Below are 15,426 nucleotides of genomic sequence, written 5' to 3'. Positions count from 1 at the left end.
GGTTCGAGCGCAGGCGCAGATCGAAGGTGCGCTCGATTGCGAGGAAGAAGTCGGTGTCGTCGCCATCACCGACCCAGCCAACCGTATCGAGCACCTGCATGAACCCGGCTCCTCAGCGGTTCTGCAAAACGACCGTTTCTGACGAGCCGATCGCCTTGCTGGGCCGGCAACGTAAATCTGCGGGCCGCACTTTGTCAAAACTGTTCTGGAAACCCGCGTCGCAAAACGGTATGCCCCGCACGAGTTTGGAGAAGATCAGACGCTCATGCGGGTCGGCTATGCCAGGGTCAGCACCAGCGACCAGAACCCCGAGCTCCAGCTCGATGCGCTGCGGCGGGCCGGCTGCGAGCGGGTGTTCACCGAAAAGGCGTCGGGCGCGCGCGATGACCGGCCCGAACTGGCGCGCATTCTGGAAGACGTGCTGCGCGCAGGCGACACGCTGGTTGTTTGGAAGCTCGACCGCCTCGCCCGCTCGCTCAAGAAGTTGATCGCCACGGCCGAGGATCTGGAGCGCGAGAAGATCGGGCTGGTGTCGCTGACCGAGAGCATCGACACGACAACGCCGGGTGGCATGCTCACCTTTCACGTGTTCGGCGCCATCGCGCAGTTCGAGCGTGCCCTGATCCGCGAGCGAACTACCGCGGGGCTAGTGGAGGCGCGCCGGCAGGGTCGCAAGGGTGGCCGCCCATCGGCAATGCGCCCGAGCGACGTCGCCGCGGCACGGGCGATGATGAAGGAGGGCACGTTGCCGGTGCGCGACATCGCCAAGCGCATGGGCGTGTCGGTCGCGACCCTCTATCGCTATGCAGGCAAGCGCGGCAGCGGTGCATCGATCAAGGAGGCTGCAACAGCCCATGGCTGACCGGGCGAAGCGACCGCCTGGAGAGGCGCTGATCGATCTTCGCCGACGGTTGTCGCTGTTGCCCCCACGCGACCCCGGTCGCACCGAGATCATCGCCCGTGCGGCCGAGGCCTATGGCATCTCCATCTGGACCCTTTACCGGGCGTTGCGCGAGCTGAACCGCCCCAAGTCGGTGCGCCGGTCCGACCATGGTGCGACGCGGGTTGCCCCGCAGGCCGAGATGGAGCGCTACGCCGAGATCGTCGCCGCACTGAAGATCAGGACCACCAACAAGAAGGGCCGGCACGTTTCGACCGCCCGCGCCATCGAGTTCCTGGAAACCGATGGCGTCGAGACGCCGGAGGGCCTGGTCAAGGTAGCACCCGGCCTGCTGAAGCGGGCGACCATCGACCGGCTGCTCCGCTCATCAGGGCTGGACTATGCCCGCGTGACCCGCCCCCACGCAGCCGTTCGTTTTCAGGCGCGGCGATCCAACGAGCTGTGGCACTTCGACATGAGCCCGTCCGACCTCAAGCAGGTCGAGGCGCCGCTCTGGATCGAGCAGGGTCGCGGCAAACCCACGCTGATGCTGTTCTCGGCCGTCGATGACTGCTCGGGCGTGGTCTACCAGGAATATCGCAGCGTCTATGGCGAGGATGCCGAGTCCGCGCTGCGCTTTCTATTCAACGCCTTCGCCGCCAAGCCTGAGCCCGAACTGCCGTTCCAGGGCCTGCCGGTCACGATCTACATGGACAACGGCCCGGTCAGCCGGTCGCGCGTGTTCCAGTCGGTGATGGGCAGCCTCGGCGTGCGCGTCCTCACCCATCTGCCGCCGAAGGCCGACGACCGGCACACCGCGGCCCGCGCCAAGGGCAAGGTCGAGCGGCCGTTCCGCACGGTGAAGGAGGTGCACGAGACGTTGTACCACTTCCACAAACCCAAGGACGAGGCGGAAGCCAATCTGTGGATGCGGCGTGCGCTGGTCACCTACAACAACGGCGACCATCGTTCCGAGCCACACGCGCGGATCGAGCACTGGCTGCGGCACCTGCCCGGCGATGGCGTGCGGGCCATGTGTTCATGGGAGCGGTTCTGCGCCTTCGCTCGTGAGCCCGAGCGGCGCACCGTTGCGGGCGACGCGACCGTCTCGGTTGAGGGCGCTTCCTACGAGGTCGAGCCCGAGCTCGCCGGCGAGACGGTGACGCTGCTCTGGGGGCTGTTCGACCAGCAGCTCTTCGTGGAGCATGACGGCAAGCGGCATGGCCCTTACGAGCCGTCGCGCGGCGCCGTGCCGCTCTACCGCTATCGCAAGTATCAGAAGAGCCGCGCCGAGGAGCGGCTCGACAAGGTGGTCCGGCTCGCTGACCAGCTGGGGCTGCCCCGCGCGACCGTGACGGGCGGCGACCGGCCGCTGCCGTCGCTGCCGCCCTCCACCGCAGGGCTCGCGGTGCGGCAAACACCTTTTCCGGAGCCGGCGGTCGAGACGGCATACCCGACCGGGCTCGCGGCGCGCCACGCCATCGTCGACCAGCTCCGGCGACCGCTCGGCTCGCTGCCTGAGGCAGACCGCGCCTTCATCGACGCGCTGCTGGGCGAAACGCTCGACAAGACCATCATCGCTGACCGCATCCGAGAGCGGTTCCAGTCAAGACGGGGGACAAGCTGATGCTCGCCGACGTTCAATCCAGCTACGGGCTCGCCCGCCCGTTCCAAGGCGTCGGCAACTTCGAGACAGAGCATCAGCGCAACCTCGTGCGCGAGGTCTGTGCGGCCGTGCAGACCGGCAGGTTGATCGTCGTCTCCGGCCTGGTCGGATCGGGCAAGACGCACCTGCTGCGCCGCATCGAGGACGAGCTGGCCCGGGCGGGCAAGGTCGCCGTCGCCAAGTCGCTTGCGGTCGACAAGCGCCGCACCTCGTTGCCCTCGCTGATCGAGGCGCTGTTCTACGATCTCTCGCCCGGTGACCGTGCCCAGGTGAAGATTCCCAAGCAGGCCGAGCGCCGCGAGCGCGACCTGCGCGACATCATGCGCAAGGGCAAGCGCCCGGTCGTACTGGTGGTCGACGAGGCGCATGACCTGCACCACAAGACGCTGACCGGCCTCAAGCGGTTGATGGAGGTGGTGGCTGATGCCGGCGTGCTGCTGTCGGTCCTTCTGGTCGGCCATCCTCGGCTACGCAACGACCTGCGCCGCCCGCAAATGGAAGAGATCGGCTACCGCACGACCACCTTCGACTATGAGGGCATCGGCGCCGAACGCCGCGACTATGTTGCCTGGCTGCTCGGCGCCTGTGCGGCCGAGGGGGTCAAGGTTGCCGACTTGATGAACGAGGACGCGATCGACCTCATCGCCGAGCGCCTGCGCACCCCGCTCCAGATCGAGATGCACCTGACACTCGCCTTCGAGCAGGGCTTCCGCTTCGCTGCCAAGCCCGTCACGGCCGAGATCGTCGAGCAGGTGCTGTCGCGGGCGATTGACGACCTCGAACCCACGCTGACGCGCAACGGTTACGATGCGGGCGCGCTCGCCAGCCAGCTCAACACCCGGCCGTCCGACATACGCGCGTTCCTCGCCGGAACGCTGGACGCCGAACACACCCGCGACCTGACCGAGCGGCTCCGCGAAGCCGGTGTGCCGATATGATACTGGCTGTCCTCGCCTTGGTATCTCCCGCACGCGGACGCAACGCATGTCGTCTGTGCCACCGATTGTGGACGTTGCGCTTCTCTCATAGCCTGCCGGCATGAACAGGCATCTTACCGCAGCTTCTTTATCGATCGTCAGCTTGCTCAGCGCGTGCTCGGCCTCGGCCGAGAGGAGGTTGGAGGGACGAGTCTTCGACATCCCGAGAGCCAACGACATATCCGACAATGATAAGCCGTTCTTTCTACCAGCGCTCGATCCCAGCGACGGGTTCTCGTTCTACCTAAATCCGAGCGCAAGCTTGCCGGAGCGAAACTTGGTGGGCGTGGCAAGCAAGAAGCGGATGTGTGCCCGCGCAGCGGGAACAGAGGCGCTTGTCAACTCGACTGTCTGCGCAAGTCGCCCGCTTTCATGGCGCGGCCGAACACTGCGCAAGGTAAGTGATGGTGTTTTCTGGACATACCAGTTGCCAGCCGAAGCAGGTCAGAAGCGTCCTCCATCGCTGGCGAGTTGCTCCGCCATGGGCGGAGGCTCGCGGCCGGGGCTCTGCACGGCCAATCTGCCGTATGACAATCTCGTGCTGACGATTCACTTCCGAGACAATCAGGTCGGCTCGCTCCAGGCATTATACGATCAATCCGTTGCTAGCCTGAGGAAGTGGGAGCGCTGATGCTTACGGCAAACCCGGCGGGAACGATCGCTGCCAGACCGCTCACCGGCACTCCTCGCTATTGGCAGAAAGCGAGAACAGGCCTTCTCCGTTTGCGAGCAGGCGCGGATGATGGCGAGCACATTGTCGCATAGCGTGAGCAGCATGGCCCACCTGCTGTCAGCAAATCTGAGCAGAAATCCGCGCTGTTTGCGAGCAGAGGCCAGTATCTTTGCAATCGCCTACATCTATCAATCCTTCTAGGTGAGAATCTGGATGCCGCGCCGCTTCACCAGCGTCAGCAAGGCGAGCGCCGCGCCAGTCGGCCGCATCGTGCCGGCCTCCCAGCGCTGGACCGTGCGCTTGTGCGCCCACAGCAAGCGCGCAAACCCGGCCTGGCTCAAACCGCTCTCCTGGCGCACCGCCGGATTTCGGCCGCCTCCATCGGTGGATAAAGGATTTCGCCGTTTCGATCAGTCCCCGTCATGGTCGTTCATCCCGGCCATGCCGGCTGCTGCGCCGGCTTCGGCGATGGCGTCGTTGATTTCCTCGATCGTGAACCGCGCGCCGTTGCCCTTCACTATCCCGCGCAGGTCATCCCACGAGCTTTTGCGCGGTGCCGGCGGCGCGATGCCCGCCGCCGTCGCGGCGGTCATCAGGTCATCCAGCGAGAATCTGTTAAACTTCCCGCGCAGGAGGTCGTTGAGGCGGGGCGGCGTCAGCCCGAGCCGCTTGGCGGCCTCGCCCAGCGGCACGTCCCACGACTTCACCCGCGCGGTGATGCCCCGCATCAGGTCCGCGCGCGTCCTCAACTCCGTCGCCTCCTCCGGCGTGTCGGCGATTGCGTCAAAGACGCAGGCGAAGGTTTCGACCTTCATGTCGTCGGCGTTCATTGCCCTGCCTTCCAAACGTTCGGCCGTCGAGCCGATTACTCGAACAGTTCCGAATGGGTTCCCGCGCGCACGAAGTTCACCAGATTGCCCTCAATCGTGTAGATCAGCAGGAAATCGCCGCCGATATGGCACTCGCGATGATCGCTCCAATCGCCCTTGAGGGCGTGGTCCAGCCATTCCGGGCCAAGCGGCGCATCGTTGGCGATGAGCAGCATCATCGCTTCCTTGAGCTGGTTCATGTTGTAGCGGCCGCTGCGCGACAGCCGCTCCCAATCCTTGACGAACCGCTTTTCGTAGGATGCCTCTCTTGGGAACGAAGCCCGCTTACTGCTGGCGGGCTTCTTGGTCGAGGGCATCGAACAGTTCCTTGGGATCGGTGAAGCGCGCACGACGCGCCTTCATGGTCGCGCGGGACGATTCGATCGCGGCGCGCGTCTCGGCGTTGGGCACCTTCAGCTCGAACGGCAAGGCATGGTCCTTGGCGACCCGCGTAAGCGTCATGCGGACCACATCGGAAACCGTCAGCCCCAGCTCGGCTAGGACGGCGGCGGCTTCATCCTTCAATGTTTCGTCGATGCGCGCACGCACGAACGCGGTAGCAGCCATTGGAATCTCCCTAGTCAGACGAACGATGTAGCTCATTTGAGCAACAATTTCAATCTAGGCGAGGAGACTGCGCCTGCCGCTGCGCGGCACCGTGGCTCTACTCGCTTCGCTCCCCAAGCCCGCAAGCGGTCTTGGCCGAAGGTGACGACCCACATGGCGGGGCCGAGATCGCAAGCGGATCTCGGGCATGGTGCCGGCGTGCGCCGGCATGATGTTCGTTCGCATGGGGAAAGGCGGTCCCGGCCGCCTCTCCCCAGCAACGGCAATCAGCGGGACCGGGTTGGCGCGAAGCGCCCGCCCGCACCACTCCCGCAGATTCCCGCTGCCCCCCTCTCTCGCCGGCTGCTCCGCGCGAACTCGGGAGCGATGGCCGCAGCCATCGCCCCGCAGGGCGATTTGAAGGGAGTAGAAGGTATGGAACAGGACAACCGGGAAAGCTGGCTCAATCGGGTGGCGGCGGGCATGGCCCCCTTGTTCGCGGCGTTGGACGCTCCCCTGCCCGCGCGTATCCGCGTGGCGATCGGCTTCACCAGCTCGGGCCGGAAGGGCAAGGCGATCGGCGAGTGCTGGGATAACCGGCTGAGCGCGGACGGGCATTTTGAAATCTTCATCCGGCCCGACCTCGCGCACGCGCCTGACGCCATGCCGGCGCAGATCGCGGCCATCCTCGCGCATGAGCTGGTCCATGCCGCCGTCGGCATCCCGGCAGGGCATGGGAAAGCGTTTAAACGGATCGCGCTGGGGCTGGGGCTCGTCGGGCCGATGCGCGCCACCACCCCCGGCGAGGCGTTTCTTGCGGCCGTCGCGCCGATCTTGGACGCCGTTGGCCCCCTCCCCCATGCCCGTCTCGACACCGATGGGGAGTCGACCGCGCCGAAGAAGCAGAAAACCCGGATGCTCAAATGCGAGTGCGCGACGTGCGGCTATACCGTGAGGACCGCGCGCAAATGGCTTGAGCTGGCCGGAGCGCCGCTTTGCCCGATCGAGGATCACGGCCGCATGGAGCATGAGCCGCTGGACGACGGCAGCGAGGATGAGGGCGGCGACGACGGCTAGACCGCCCTCCCCTCCCCGCAATTCGGGGTTTCATTGACGCTGCGCGCCAGTTCGGGGTTTCGTTGACGCAACCGGAGCAAGCCAGTATGACCACATGCAAACATGCGATCATGTAAGGATATTCACATGCCAACAATCGCGATCATCAGCCAGAAGGGCGGCGCGGGGAAAACCACCCTCGCCTTGCACCTGGCCGCCGCCGCCGAGGATTCCGGGCATACCGCCCTTGTGATCGACGTCGACCCGCAGGCGACGGCGAGCCAGTGGGCGGCATGGCGACAGGATGCGCCCCCGGTCGTGATCGACAGCGCGCCCCCTCGCCTTGCCGCCAAGATCGAGCAGGCGACGGGCCAGGGCGCGGCGTTCATCGTAATCGACACCCCGCCCCACGCCGACAGCGCCGCCAGCGCCGCCGTCGAGGCGGCCGACCTAGTGTTGATCCCTTGCCGCCCCAGCGCGTTCGATTTGGCGGCGATCAAGACGACCGCCAGCCTTGTGAAGATGCGCGGCAAGCCTGCTTTCGTGATCTTCACGGCGGGAAGCCCGACCGCGCCGCGCATGTATGACGAAGCCGCGCAGCTCGTGCAGGATTATGGGCTTGACGCCTGCCCCCACCATATCGCGGATCGCGCCGCCTTTCGCCACGCGGCGGCCGAGGGCAAGACGGCGATGGAGATCGAGCCGAGCGGCAAGGCGGCCGATGAGGTGCGCCAGCTTTACAAGTGGACATGCGAGCATGTAAACATGCAAGCATCTAGGAAGCGGAGGGCCAACGCATGAGCCGGAAGGGATCATTGCTCGCATTGCGGGATCGCGATGCAGCGCCAGCGCCGGCGATGGTCGAGCCGGAGGGGAGGGCGGCCGCGCCGATCGCCCGTGGCACTGGCGCAGGCTCCGGCAGCGGATCGAGCAGCAACCCGGTTGCGCCGAGCCGTCAGGGCAAGAAGGCCATGACGGGCTATTTCAGCCCGGAAATGTCCTTCGCCATGCACATGACCGCCCGCAAGCACGGCATGAGCCTACAGGACGCGATGGCCGAGGCGTTCAACGACTGGCTTCGCAAGATGGGGGAAAGCCCTGTAGGCAAGTGAGCATGTCCACATGCAAACATGCGGGTAAGTAAACATGGCCGCTTGCCCGCATAGAGCAGGGGATCAGCGTAGTGGTTTGCGTTCGTGCCGTTTCTTGCAGAAGCCGAGGAAGGCCCCGGCAGGGCTTTTGAGTTCGGGCTTGCCCATGTCGTGCCACCACGACACCCATTCGTCATAGAGCGCATACACGTCATAGCCTGGCGCGGCCGTCTTGGCGTCGTGCATGGTTTCCGGGTCGATATAGGGCGCATCGTCGCCGGCGCTGGCGACCGGATCGGGCTTGGATTTGAGGCCCGAGCGGTTGCGGAACAAGATCACGTCATCATCCATCGTCACCGCATAGTCGGGGAAATGGCCGTGATCGGCGTCATGCTCGCAGACCTTCTTGACCAAGGCCCGGAACACTCGGAGCGGGCTGTTCGAGCCGCATTTCTTCTGTAGCAACTCTAGGCCGATCTTCCATTCGTCCTTCACGCCGCAATGCTTGCGCGCCAGTTCATACATGCGCCGCTCGAACGGCTTGCGGAGCCGGAAATAGTCGCGGTGGAGCGTCAGGACGTTCTTGCTGATGACCGAGCGATAGACCCAATCCGACAGGGTGATTTCGAGATCAAGCATCCGGCCATCGAACGTCTTGCGCGTGATCTTGGCCTCTTCGATCAGGCCGAAAATCCGCGTTTCTTCGACACCGCCCGTTTGAATATTGGTCCGCACCGTGGTCCCGCGCAGGCGGGTGAGGGCGTCGGCCATCAGTCGATAGCCTTCGCCGCTGGTTTGCCGGTTGGTGGCGACGAGCATGTCATAGGCTTGCAGGCGCACCGTGCGGCTAGGTTGCTCGCCCTGGTTCATCTTCGCGACGAGCTGCGAAATGCAGTAGATCAATATGTCCTTGTCGTGGATCGTCGCCAGCCCCTTGCCCGAGGGGATAATCTCGATGACGTTGCCGTTATGCTCGTAGCGCCGCGTCCGGTTGTCGGGCTTGGTCGAGAGCGAAAACACCGGATGCTCCATTGAGGCCATGTCATCCTTGGGGATGGCGTCCAGCACGTCGCAGATGAACAAGTCCTGGTTGGGATGGCGCACCGGCAGCAGCGGCGTGCGATCGTCGCCGTCCACGGCCGAGACCGGCGCGGCGATCGGCGCGTCAAACAGGGAAGGGGAGGGGTCTATCGTCATTTCACTAACGCTAGGGCTACTATCGTCATTTCACATACGCAAGCGGATTATCGTCATTTCAGATTCACCGCCGCGCTATCGTCATTTCGATTACGCTTGAGCGCGGCAGGGAAGGCCTGGCGCTATCGTCATAGTGGATTCGCCTTTTCGTCACTCTGGATTCGCTTTTTCGTCAGAGCGGATTCACCGCGCGGCAAATTTCTGCCAAAAAAGCGAGGATTTCTGCGCCTTTCCGGGCAGGCCGAATTTCCGTAACACATCACTAAACCCATATTTTAACACTAGGCTGACCTGTGGATAACTTCAGCGGAAGATTATGACGAGAGGCTGGATCATCGTGGTTTCACCCACCAGCGTCCCGCCAGATCGGACAGCTTGTCCCGAAAATCGGGACAACGGCAGCGCGACTCACCAGCGCCGCGCTTCAGGCACAATCAGAAAGAAGAAAAACACCGCCTCTTGGGGCTTCGCCCCGCCGGCTCGCGGCCTTCGGCCGCCCCGGATCGCTTTAGCGATCCTCCCACCCGGCATCCCCATGATGAGCCGGCTTCGCCGGCACGCTTTTTGTTAGAAAGGGGATCGTTTAAACGCTGCGCCTCCATCGCAGCCACAGCGCCAGCAGCACCGTCGCAATTGGCTTTCCAGAAAAGCCAGGCGGATAGGACAGCGATCAATCCGAGAGGGCAGGGCAGGCGGAAATGTCGCCACAGGCGCGATTTCCGGGCCGCTGGGCCTCATTTCAGACGTTCGGCAAGGTCGGGGAGGGTTCGGCCGGCATGGCGCTCTACGGGCTTCCCAGGCGGCTGATTTTTTGGAAAGCTAGATCCTCGCGGGGTCAGAGGATCTAGCGCGTAGAATTTGAGCCGGTCCTAATGGCGCGTCCGCTTCTGTGGCGGCGGCGCTGCCATAAGCCCATCAAAGGCGGAGTCATCGCCCAATGCGTAGCGGCGCAGCGGATCATCCTCCGTCATGCGACCGGCCTGCACCTCGCGCCCGGTCACATACCGCAGCCGGTCCCGGTCCAGCACGCCATCGACAAGGCATTCCGCGCGCAGGAACATCCATATCTGGCCCTGGCGGTGTTGGGCGAAGGCTTCAACATTGCCGTTCGTCTCTTGGAGATGCACGGCCACCAGGTCGCAAACGAGATTGAATATCCGCATGAGGCCAAGCCGGCTTTCCTCATCGGTAATCGCCGCGTGCAGCTCCAACACTTCATCGCGGATCGCGGGGAGAGGGGCGGAACCGCTCTCTCCATAGGCCATGAGCCGGTCCCAAAGATCAATGACGCGCTGATCCATATCCTATCCTTCCGCCCTTGGCGGCGGTTCTGACACTATACAACAATCGGCCTATCCCCTTGCTCGATAGTCCGGTTCACGGTTTGTCGAATCTCCCGGCGAACTCGCGATCGGCATAGTAAGCGAGCTTGGTCGCGACGATCGGGCGTTGCCCCGCGAGGAACAACAATTCCAGATTGGCCGGCATGGTGCGGACCTCATCGGGCGTGAGTAGGGGCCGCGCGACATGCTGCGACCCGAACGATATGCCGGTTTCCTCCGCGTCGATCGCGCGGCTCATGGTCTCGAACACGACCGTCTCCTGGCCGAGCAGATCGGAGACGAGCTTGGCGCTGTCGTGATCGTTGACCCCGAATATCTGCAAGACGCCGGCGTTGGACAGGAAGGTGCCGGCGCGGCGCTCGTAGAGCGCGCGGAGCTGGTGAACGTCCTGCAAGATCGGCCAGAGCTGGATGCCGTAACCGGCCATCAGGCCCATAGCGCGCTCGACAGGTTCGAGGCGGCCGAGCGCGGCAAATTCATCGAGCAGGAACAGGACGGGGCGGGCAGGGGAGGCGGGTGCGCGCGCCAGATCGGTCAGCCCTTGCGCCAGCATCAGGCGCAGCCAGCGGGCATAGGTGGCGAGCCGATCGGGCGGCAGCACCAGATAAACGGTTGTGGGCTGCGCCTTCACATCGGCGAAGGTGAAATCCGAGCGGCCCAGCACGGCCGACATGCGCGGGGAATCGAGAAAATGGGTATGGCGCTGCGCGGCCGACAGCACGCCGGCTGCCTCGCGGTCGGACTTGCCCAGGTGGCGGTTGGCGGCACGCGCGATCAGGCCCCGCGCCTGCGTGCTGCGCGACATTTCCCGCAGCATCCGCTGGAAATTATCAGGGGCGAAGGTGAGGCAGTCGCGCAGGGCTTCCAGCGTGCGATCCTGGCCTTGCGCTTGCGGGTCACAGGCCACCCACAGGAGGATGCCGGCGATCAGCGCCTTGGCTTCCTCGTTCCAATGCGCCTCGCCGGCTTCGCCGGGAGCGTCATAGACCAGCGCATCGGCCAGAGTCATCGCGTCGTCGGCGAGATCGAGGCCGGCAGGGTCGAGGCGATCGAGCGGGTTGAACGCGGCCGAGGCGATGCCCGTCACCCCGAAGGGATCGAGGACATGGACCGGGCCGAACCTGGCGCGATGGCGGGCGGTGATGCGGGCGTTCTCGCCCTTGGGGTCGATGCAGATGACCGAACCGGGATAGTCGAGCAGATTGGGAATGATGGTCCCCACGCCCTTGCCGGTGCGCGTCGGCGCGATCGTCAGCAGATGGGAGGGGCCGGCGTAGCGCAGCAGCTTGCCCGACTTGCGATCACGACCGATCAGCAGGCCGTCGCCATTTTGGGCGAGGGGCTTTGTCTCGCGATCGGTGGCGAAACGGGCCCCGTGACCGCGAAGCTGTGCAAAATGGCCATTTGGGATTTCAGCGCCAGAGTCCCTCGAACCGGCGTCCGGCCGTACGCGTGTAGCGGACGGTGTGTTTGGGGTCACGGTGGCCGAGATAGTCCTGGATCAGGCGAAGGTCGTAGGCGCGGTTCGCAAGCGCGAACCCGCAAGAGTGGCGCAGCATGTGCGGGTTGACCGACGGCAGGCTGGCGCGCGCTGAGGCCTGGGCCAGCAGGTAATTGACGGCCTGGCGGGTTAGCTGCGCGCCGCGCTCGGACACGAACAGCCAGGGCAGGTGATCGTCGCGCAGCGCGAGGTAGCGCCGGATCGCACGCAGTTCGTCGCCCGCGATCGGCTGTTCGACGGACAAACCGTTTTTGAGGCGACGCACCCACAGGCGCGATACGGCAAGGTCTACTTCATCGCGCCGCAGCGCGGTCGCCTCGCTTACACGCAGTCCATGACGGTACATCATCAGCAGGAGCAGGTGATCGCGTAGCCCATGCCGTCCGGCCTTGGCGGCATTGAGCAGGCGGTCGATCTCGGCTGCCGTCAGGAAATCCTTGCGGCGTTCGTGGGCATCGGCGGCCGTATCCGTGTCACTCTTTACATTTTGCCGGTTGATCGCCTTCTCGGCCATGCTGTGTTCCCTTGGGTGCATTCCCTTGCCGTCGGCGTCACTCTTGACGAAATGCGCTTTTTGTAAAGAGTGGCTGGGTACGCCGAGGGTCACGCGGCGATCCTGGCCTCGATGTCGAGCCGCCGCTCCATATTCAGGTCGAACGCACCATACGGGCTGACATGCGCCCAGATGAGCGGGGTCAAGCCGCGCTCATCCGCTGCGGTCATGCGCCCGCGCCAACGCTCCTCGGCAAGAACGCGCTGGAGCATCAGAGTGTTGACGTACACCAGGCAGGACTGGAGGAGGTGCAGCGCCGCGACCGATGCCTGCTGCTCGTCGAGCCGGTTCGATGCGACCTCGCCGCCCCGGCCGAAAAAGATGAAGCCGTTGGCCGAGTTCCAGGTCTCTACGACGTTCAGCCCCTCGTTGATTTCGCGGCGCAGGGCCTCGTCGTGCAGGTAGCAGCACAGGAACGCCGTCTTCATCGCCTTGCCGAGCTCGGCAAGTGCCTTGTAGGTCGGATGCTGGACGTTGTTCCTGGTGAACCGCCGGAGGATCGCCTCGGGATCGGCGGTGCGCTCGGCCATCGCGGTCGTGTAGCGGACCATCTCGTCATACTGCCGCTCGATCAGCGGCCAGTCGATCGGGCGCGTCAGGATGCAGGCGAGGTTGGGGTAATCGTCCGCCGTGCCAGGTCCGGGCAGATAGAGCTTCTGGCCTGCGATGGCCTTGAGCCGCGGCAGCAGCTGGAACCCGAGCAGCTTGCAGAACGCGAACGCCACCTCGCTCTGCCCGTGGCTGTCGACGTACTGGCGATCGATCTCCATCTCGGTGTCATGCGCGAGGACGCCCTCGATCATCGAGGCGACCTCGGACGACGAGCAGCGCTTCAGGCGCGAATGGATGCACACCGACTGGCGCTCGACGTGCCAGTAGATCATCACGCCCCGCCCGCCGTAGCGCACATGCCACTCGGTCATCAGGTTCTGGTCGAAGGCGGCGAAGTGCGTGCTGTCCGACGCGCACGCGGTCGTGCCCTCGCCCCACACCGCTGGATCGCGCGCGGCGAGCGTGGCGTTAACGACGCGCCTGGTCGCGTCCCGCAAGGACTCGGCGTCGATATAGCGGCGACGGGTGTGGAGCAGTTCCTTATAGGTGAAGCCGTGGTCGCCGACGACCAGGCGCTTCAGCCCGGCATTGGTGCCAAGGCCGTATAGGCAGAGCAGTAGACGTCGCCGGACGTCGTCAGGGTCCGTCGCCGCGCGCGATGCCGCCGTCGAGAACGCCTGGGTGAAGCCGATGCGGAGGTCCGCCTCCTTCAGGATGTCGAGCAAACCCGTCATCGGCCAGCGACGACCCAGCTCGCCGCCGAGCGCCTCGAGGGTGGGAGGTGCCGGAAGGGGATCGAGCGGGGTCACGACGATTGGATGACGGCGGCGCGGATTGAGTTTGACCCTGGTGTTGCCCGGCATGCCGCGATCGAGCATTGCCAACGCCTGCTCCATCTCCGCCTTCACGGAATCGGTGAAGGCGCGCGCGTCGGTGGTAAGGCCGAGCCGCTCATAGCATTCGGCGCGTCGTTCGTTGAAGTCGGCAGGCAGATCGTCGTCGGGGTTGCGGAACCGACCCGCACCCGCGACCCACACCTCCTTGCAGCGGAGCTTCTCGCGCAGCGTCTGGAGCACGCAGATTTCGTAATTGATCCTGTTGACCCGCTCCGAGCCATCCGGCGCTTCCTCGATCACGATGTCGCGCCATTTGGGGCGCACGACGCCGTCGATCGCGACCTCCGCAGTGCTGAAATATTGCCGTCCGTCATTCTCGGCCGCGCGGATCTTCACCAGCGCGTCGGTGAGCGGCTTGTGTGCGCTGTTGTTCGAGCGGAAGTCGAGCGCGGCGAGGAGTTTCGGCATCATGCGCCGGTAATAGGCGCCGTAGGAGGCGCGGACCGCCTTGTGGACGCGGCGCGACGGCGCCGAGCCGGTGGCGAGCGCTTCCTTGACCAACGCCTGAAACGTGCGCTCGTCGACCACGGGAAAGATCACCTCGCGCACGGAGCCGTCGGGCGCACCGGTGACGGCCGACGCCACCTTGAACAGGATACCGCTCTTGCCCCTGACCGCCTTTGCTTCCTCCAGCAGCTCGGTGACGACGCGCCGCTCAGCCTTGACCGTGATACGGTGTGTGATCTGGATGAGCAGGTCGACCAGCCCGTCGACGATCTCCGCCTCGCGCGGGACGCAATAAAAGGTGAGCAGCGGCAGCCTGATACGATCCGGGTGGCGGCGCAGTTCCCAGGCGCTTTCGACTGCGGCCCGCCTGCGAAATCGTTTCACGAGGTCGGGATGCACGTCGCCAAGCAACGCAGCCGACAGTCCCAGCCCACGAACTAGGTCGAGCTTGGCGACCTCGGCCAACAGGCTGTCGAGCCCCGGCTTTCCGGGATCGGCGGACAATCGCGTATAGCCCGCGCCCTCACCATCATCGGCCAACAGCGCGTTCAGGCGTGCGCGGGATCCATCGTCAAGGCGATCATAGACCCCGGCGAGCATCGCATCGTCGTGGCTCGAGCGAAGCGAGCGGACGAGCCGGTCGAGGCGGTAGGATCCGGGTCTGACGACCCGCCTCGCGGCGAACCATCCGGTGATCTCATCCTCAAGCGCGGATGGTGTCGGCTCGCGGGGGAGGATATCCGATAGCAGCCACGACCGAAACGCCGCTTCGGCCGCATGGTCGAAGGTGCCGACCGCCAGATGATCGAGAACACGCTGGCGGTGCCGACGTCCAGAGCGACCGGTGAACGCGTAGCTCTCGACGTCCGCCGCCACGCCGATCTGGTCGGCGAGGTGCGCGATCACGGCCGGAGCGAGGTCCGCTTCCTCATCTGGAAAACGACCCTGCGACCGCCAGAACGTCAACTGACAGGCGAGCCCCAGCCTACCGGCATCCGCATTGTCGGCGATGAACGCGACATCGTCGGGCGACAGCGTCCAGAGTTCACCCAGCTCGTCCGCCGACCACAGCCGCTTCATGCACGCTCCCTGATCCATGCCGAAACGGCATTCTAACCCGGATCACCGGGCGCGCGAAGTCAAATGGCCATTTTGCACAGCTTCGCGGTCACGGGGCCA

The 15,426-nt window shown here is 64.9% G+C and carries 16 protein-coding genes; 7 read left to right on the top strand and 9 right to left on the bottom strand.

Annotation, left to right across the window (positions count from 1 at the left end; translation table 11 throughout):
* Positions 1-265 precede the first annotated feature (265 nt).
* From M529_RS33520 to M529_RS49180, 4 genes are all read left to right on the top strand, one after another.
* Entirely contained in the window at positions 266-862 is a 597-nt protein-coding gene (locus M529_RS33520) for a recombinase family protein (protein ID WP_007685993.1), read from the top strand.
* On the top strand, positions 855-2,507 hold the full coding sequence (locus M529_RS33515) for an IS481 family transposase (protein WP_007685992.1): 1,653 nt from the start codon (positions 855-857) through the stop codon (positions 2,505-2,507). Before M529_RS33520 ends, M529_RS33515 begins: the two co-directional genes overlap by 8 nt.
* Positions 2,507-3,484: an ExeA family protein gene (locus tag M529_RS33510; RefSeq protein ID WP_007685991.1), complete on the top strand. Its 978-nt coding sequence runs from the start codon at positions 2,507-2,509 to the stop codon at positions 3,482-3,484. The genes M529_RS33515 and M529_RS33510 overlap by 1 nt, the downstream gene beginning before the upstream one ends.
* A gap of 100 nt (positions 3,485-3,584) precedes the next feature.
* Entirely contained in the window at positions 3,585-4,154 is a 570-nt protein-coding gene (locus tag M529_RS49180) for a hypothetical protein (protein ID WP_062121710.1), read from the top strand.
* Positions 4,155-4,393: 239 nt separating this feature from the next.
* Here M529_RS49180 and M529_RS33505 read toward each other — a convergent pair whose 3' ends face one another.
* From M529_RS33505 to M529_RS33490, 4 genes are read right to left on the bottom strand one after another with little or no spacing between them, the layout of a single operon-like run.
* Positions 4,394-4,555 carry a helix-turn-helix domain-containing protein gene (locus M529_RS33505; protein ID WP_015449421.1) on the bottom strand — a complete coding sequence of 54 codons (162 nt, stop codon included), beginning with the start codon at positions 4,553-4,555 and terminating at the stop codon, positions 4,394-4,396.
* A 51-nt stretch (positions 4,556-4,606) separates the two neighbouring features.
* On the bottom strand, positions 4,607-5,026 hold the full coding sequence (locus M529_RS33500) for a helix-turn-helix domain-containing protein (protein WP_007685989.1): 420 nt from the start codon (positions 5,024-5,026) through the stop codon (positions 4,607-4,609).
* A 35-nt stretch (positions 5,027-5,061) separates the two neighbouring features.
* Positions 5,062-5,382: a type II toxin-antitoxin system YafQ family toxin gene (locus tag M529_RS33495; RefSeq protein ID WP_007685988.1), complete on the bottom strand. Its 321-nt coding sequence runs from the start codon at positions 5,380-5,382 to the stop codon at positions 5,062-5,064.
* Positions 5,351-5,632 carry a type II toxin-antitoxin system RelB/DinJ family antitoxin gene (locus M529_RS33490; protein WP_007685985.1) on the bottom strand — a complete coding sequence of 94 codons (282 nt, stop codon included), beginning with the start codon at positions 5,630-5,632 and terminating at the stop codon, positions 5,351-5,353. The genes M529_RS33495 and M529_RS33490 overlap by 32 nt, the downstream gene beginning before the upstream one ends.
* Positions 5,633-6,046: 414 nt before the next feature.
* Here M529_RS33490 and M529_RS33485 point away from each other — a divergent pair, with 414 nt between their 5' ends.
* From M529_RS33485 to M529_RS33475, 3 genes are all read left to right on the top strand, one after another.
* A complete protein-coding gene (locus M529_RS33485; protein WP_008831324.1) occupies positions 6,047-6,688 on the top strand; it encodes a SprT-like domain-containing protein in 642 nt (213 codons plus the stop codon).
* A 126-nt stretch (positions 6,689-6,814) separates the two neighbouring features.
* Positions 6,815-7,468, top strand: coding sequence for a ParA family partition ATPase (parA, locus tag M529_RS33480; RefSeq protein ID WP_007686145.1), 654 nt, complete (start codon positions 6,815-6,817; stop codon positions 7,466-7,468).
* Positions 7,465-7,779 (top strand): ribbon-helix-helix domain-containing protein, encoded by a 315-nt coding sequence (locus tag M529_RS33475; protein WP_007686146.1) that lies wholly within the window; start codon positions 7,465-7,467, stop codon positions 7,777-7,779. The genes parA and M529_RS33475 overlap by 4 nt, the downstream gene beginning before the upstream one ends.
* Positions 7,780-7,842: 63 nt before the next feature.
* On the opposite strand, the gene M529_RS33470 is transcribed toward M529_RS33475, so the two are convergent.
* The 5 genes from M529_RS33470 to M529_RS33450 all read right to left on the bottom strand — a co-directional run bounded on the left by M529_RS33470 (position 7,843) and on the right by M529_RS33450 (position 15,327).
* A complete protein-coding gene (locus M529_RS33470; protein ID WP_007686147.1) occupies positions 7,843-8,955 on the bottom strand; it encodes a replication initiator protein A in 1,113 nt (370 codons plus the stop codon).
* 869 nt (positions 8,956-9,824) lie between these two features.
* On the bottom strand, positions 9,825-10,256 hold the full coding sequence (locus tag M529_RS33465; protein WP_007686151.1) for a hypothetical protein: 432 nt from the start codon (positions 10,254-10,256) through the stop codon (positions 9,825-9,827).
* A gap of 76 nt (positions 10,257-10,332) precedes the next feature.
* Positions 10,333-11,778: a type IV secretory system conjugative DNA transfer family protein gene (locus tag M529_RS33460; RefSeq protein ID WP_021317604.1), complete on the bottom strand. Its 1,446-nt coding sequence runs from the start codon at positions 11,776-11,778 to the stop codon at positions 10,333-10,335.
* Positions 11,711-12,406 carry a tyrosine-type recombinase/integrase gene (locus M529_RS33455; protein WP_201766338.1) on the bottom strand — a complete coding sequence of 232 codons (696 nt, stop codon included), beginning with the start codon at positions 12,404-12,406 and terminating at the stop codon, positions 11,711-11,713. The genes M529_RS33460 and M529_RS33455 overlap by 68 nt, the downstream gene beginning before the upstream one ends.
* Complete coding sequence (locus M529_RS33450) at positions 12,403-15,327, bottom strand: Tn3 family transposase (protein WP_021238839.1); 2,925 nt, start codon at positions 15,325-15,327, stop codon at positions 12,403-12,405. Before M529_RS33450 ends, M529_RS33455 begins: the two co-directional genes overlap by 4 nt.
* Positions 15,328-15,426: the final 99 nt, after the last annotated feature.

This window comes from Sphingobium ummariense RL-3 (assembly GCF_000447205.1).
Taxonomy (GTDB): domain Bacteria; phylum Pseudomonadota; class Alphaproteobacteria; order Sphingomonadales; family Sphingomonadaceae; genus Sphingobium; species Sphingobium ummariense.
This window is presented reverse-complemented; position numbering and strand designations above follow the sequence as displayed.

What these genes read in the sequence shown, in the direction of transcription:
- M529_RS33520 (WP_007685993.1), top strand. Translation starts at nt 266, where the DNA reads ATGCGGGTCGGCTATGCCAGGGTCAGCACCAGCGACCAGAACCCCGAG.
- M529_RS33515 (WP_007685992.1), top strand. Translation starts at nt 855, where the DNA reads ATGGCTGACCGGGCGAAGCGACCGCCTGGAGAGGCGCTGATCGATCTT.
- M529_RS33510 (WP_007685991.1), top strand. Translation starts at nt 2,507, where the DNA reads ATGCTCGCCGACGTTCAATCCAGCTACGGGCTCGCCCGCCCGTTCCAA.
- M529_RS49180 (WP_062121710.1), top strand. Translation starts at nt 3,585, where the DNA reads ATGAACAGGCATCTTACCGCAGCTTCTTTATCGATCGTCAGCTTGCTC.
- M529_RS33500 (WP_007685989.1), bottom strand. Translation starts at nt 5,026, where the DNA reads ATGAACGCCGACGACATGAAGGTCGAAACCTTCGCCTGCGTCTTTGAC.
- M529_RS33495 (WP_007685988.1), bottom strand. Translation starts at nt 5,382, where the DNA reads ATGCCCTCGACCAAGAAGCCCGCCAGCAGTAAGCGGGCTTCGTTCCCA.
- M529_RS33490 (WP_007685985.1), bottom strand. Translation starts at nt 5,632, where the DNA reads ATGGCTGCTACCGCGTTCGTGCGTGCGCGCATCGACGAAACATTGAAG.
- M529_RS33485 (WP_008831324.1), top strand. Translation starts at nt 6,047, where the DNA reads ATGGAACAGGACAACCGGGAAAGCTGGCTCAATCGGGTGGCGGCGGGC.
- parA (WP_007686145.1), top strand. Translation starts at nt 6,815, where the DNA reads ATGCCAACAATCGCGATCATCAGCCAGAAGGGCGGCGCGGGGAAAACC.
- M529_RS33475 (WP_007686146.1), top strand. Translation starts at nt 7,465, where the DNA reads ATGAGCCGGAAGGGATCATTGCTCGCATTGCGGGATCGCGATGCAGCG.
- M529_RS33470 (WP_007686147.1), bottom strand. Translation starts at nt 8,955, where the DNA reads ATGACGATAGACCCCTCCCCTTCCCTGTTTGACGCGCCGATCGCCGCG.
- M529_RS33465 (WP_007686151.1), bottom strand. Translation starts at nt 10,256, where the DNA reads ATGGATCAGCGCGTCATTGATCTTTGGGACCGGCTCATGGCCTATGGA.
- M529_RS33450 (WP_021238839.1), bottom strand. Translation starts at nt 15,327, where the DNA reads ATGAAGCGGCTGTGGTCGGCGGACGAGCTGGGTGAACTCTGGACGCTG.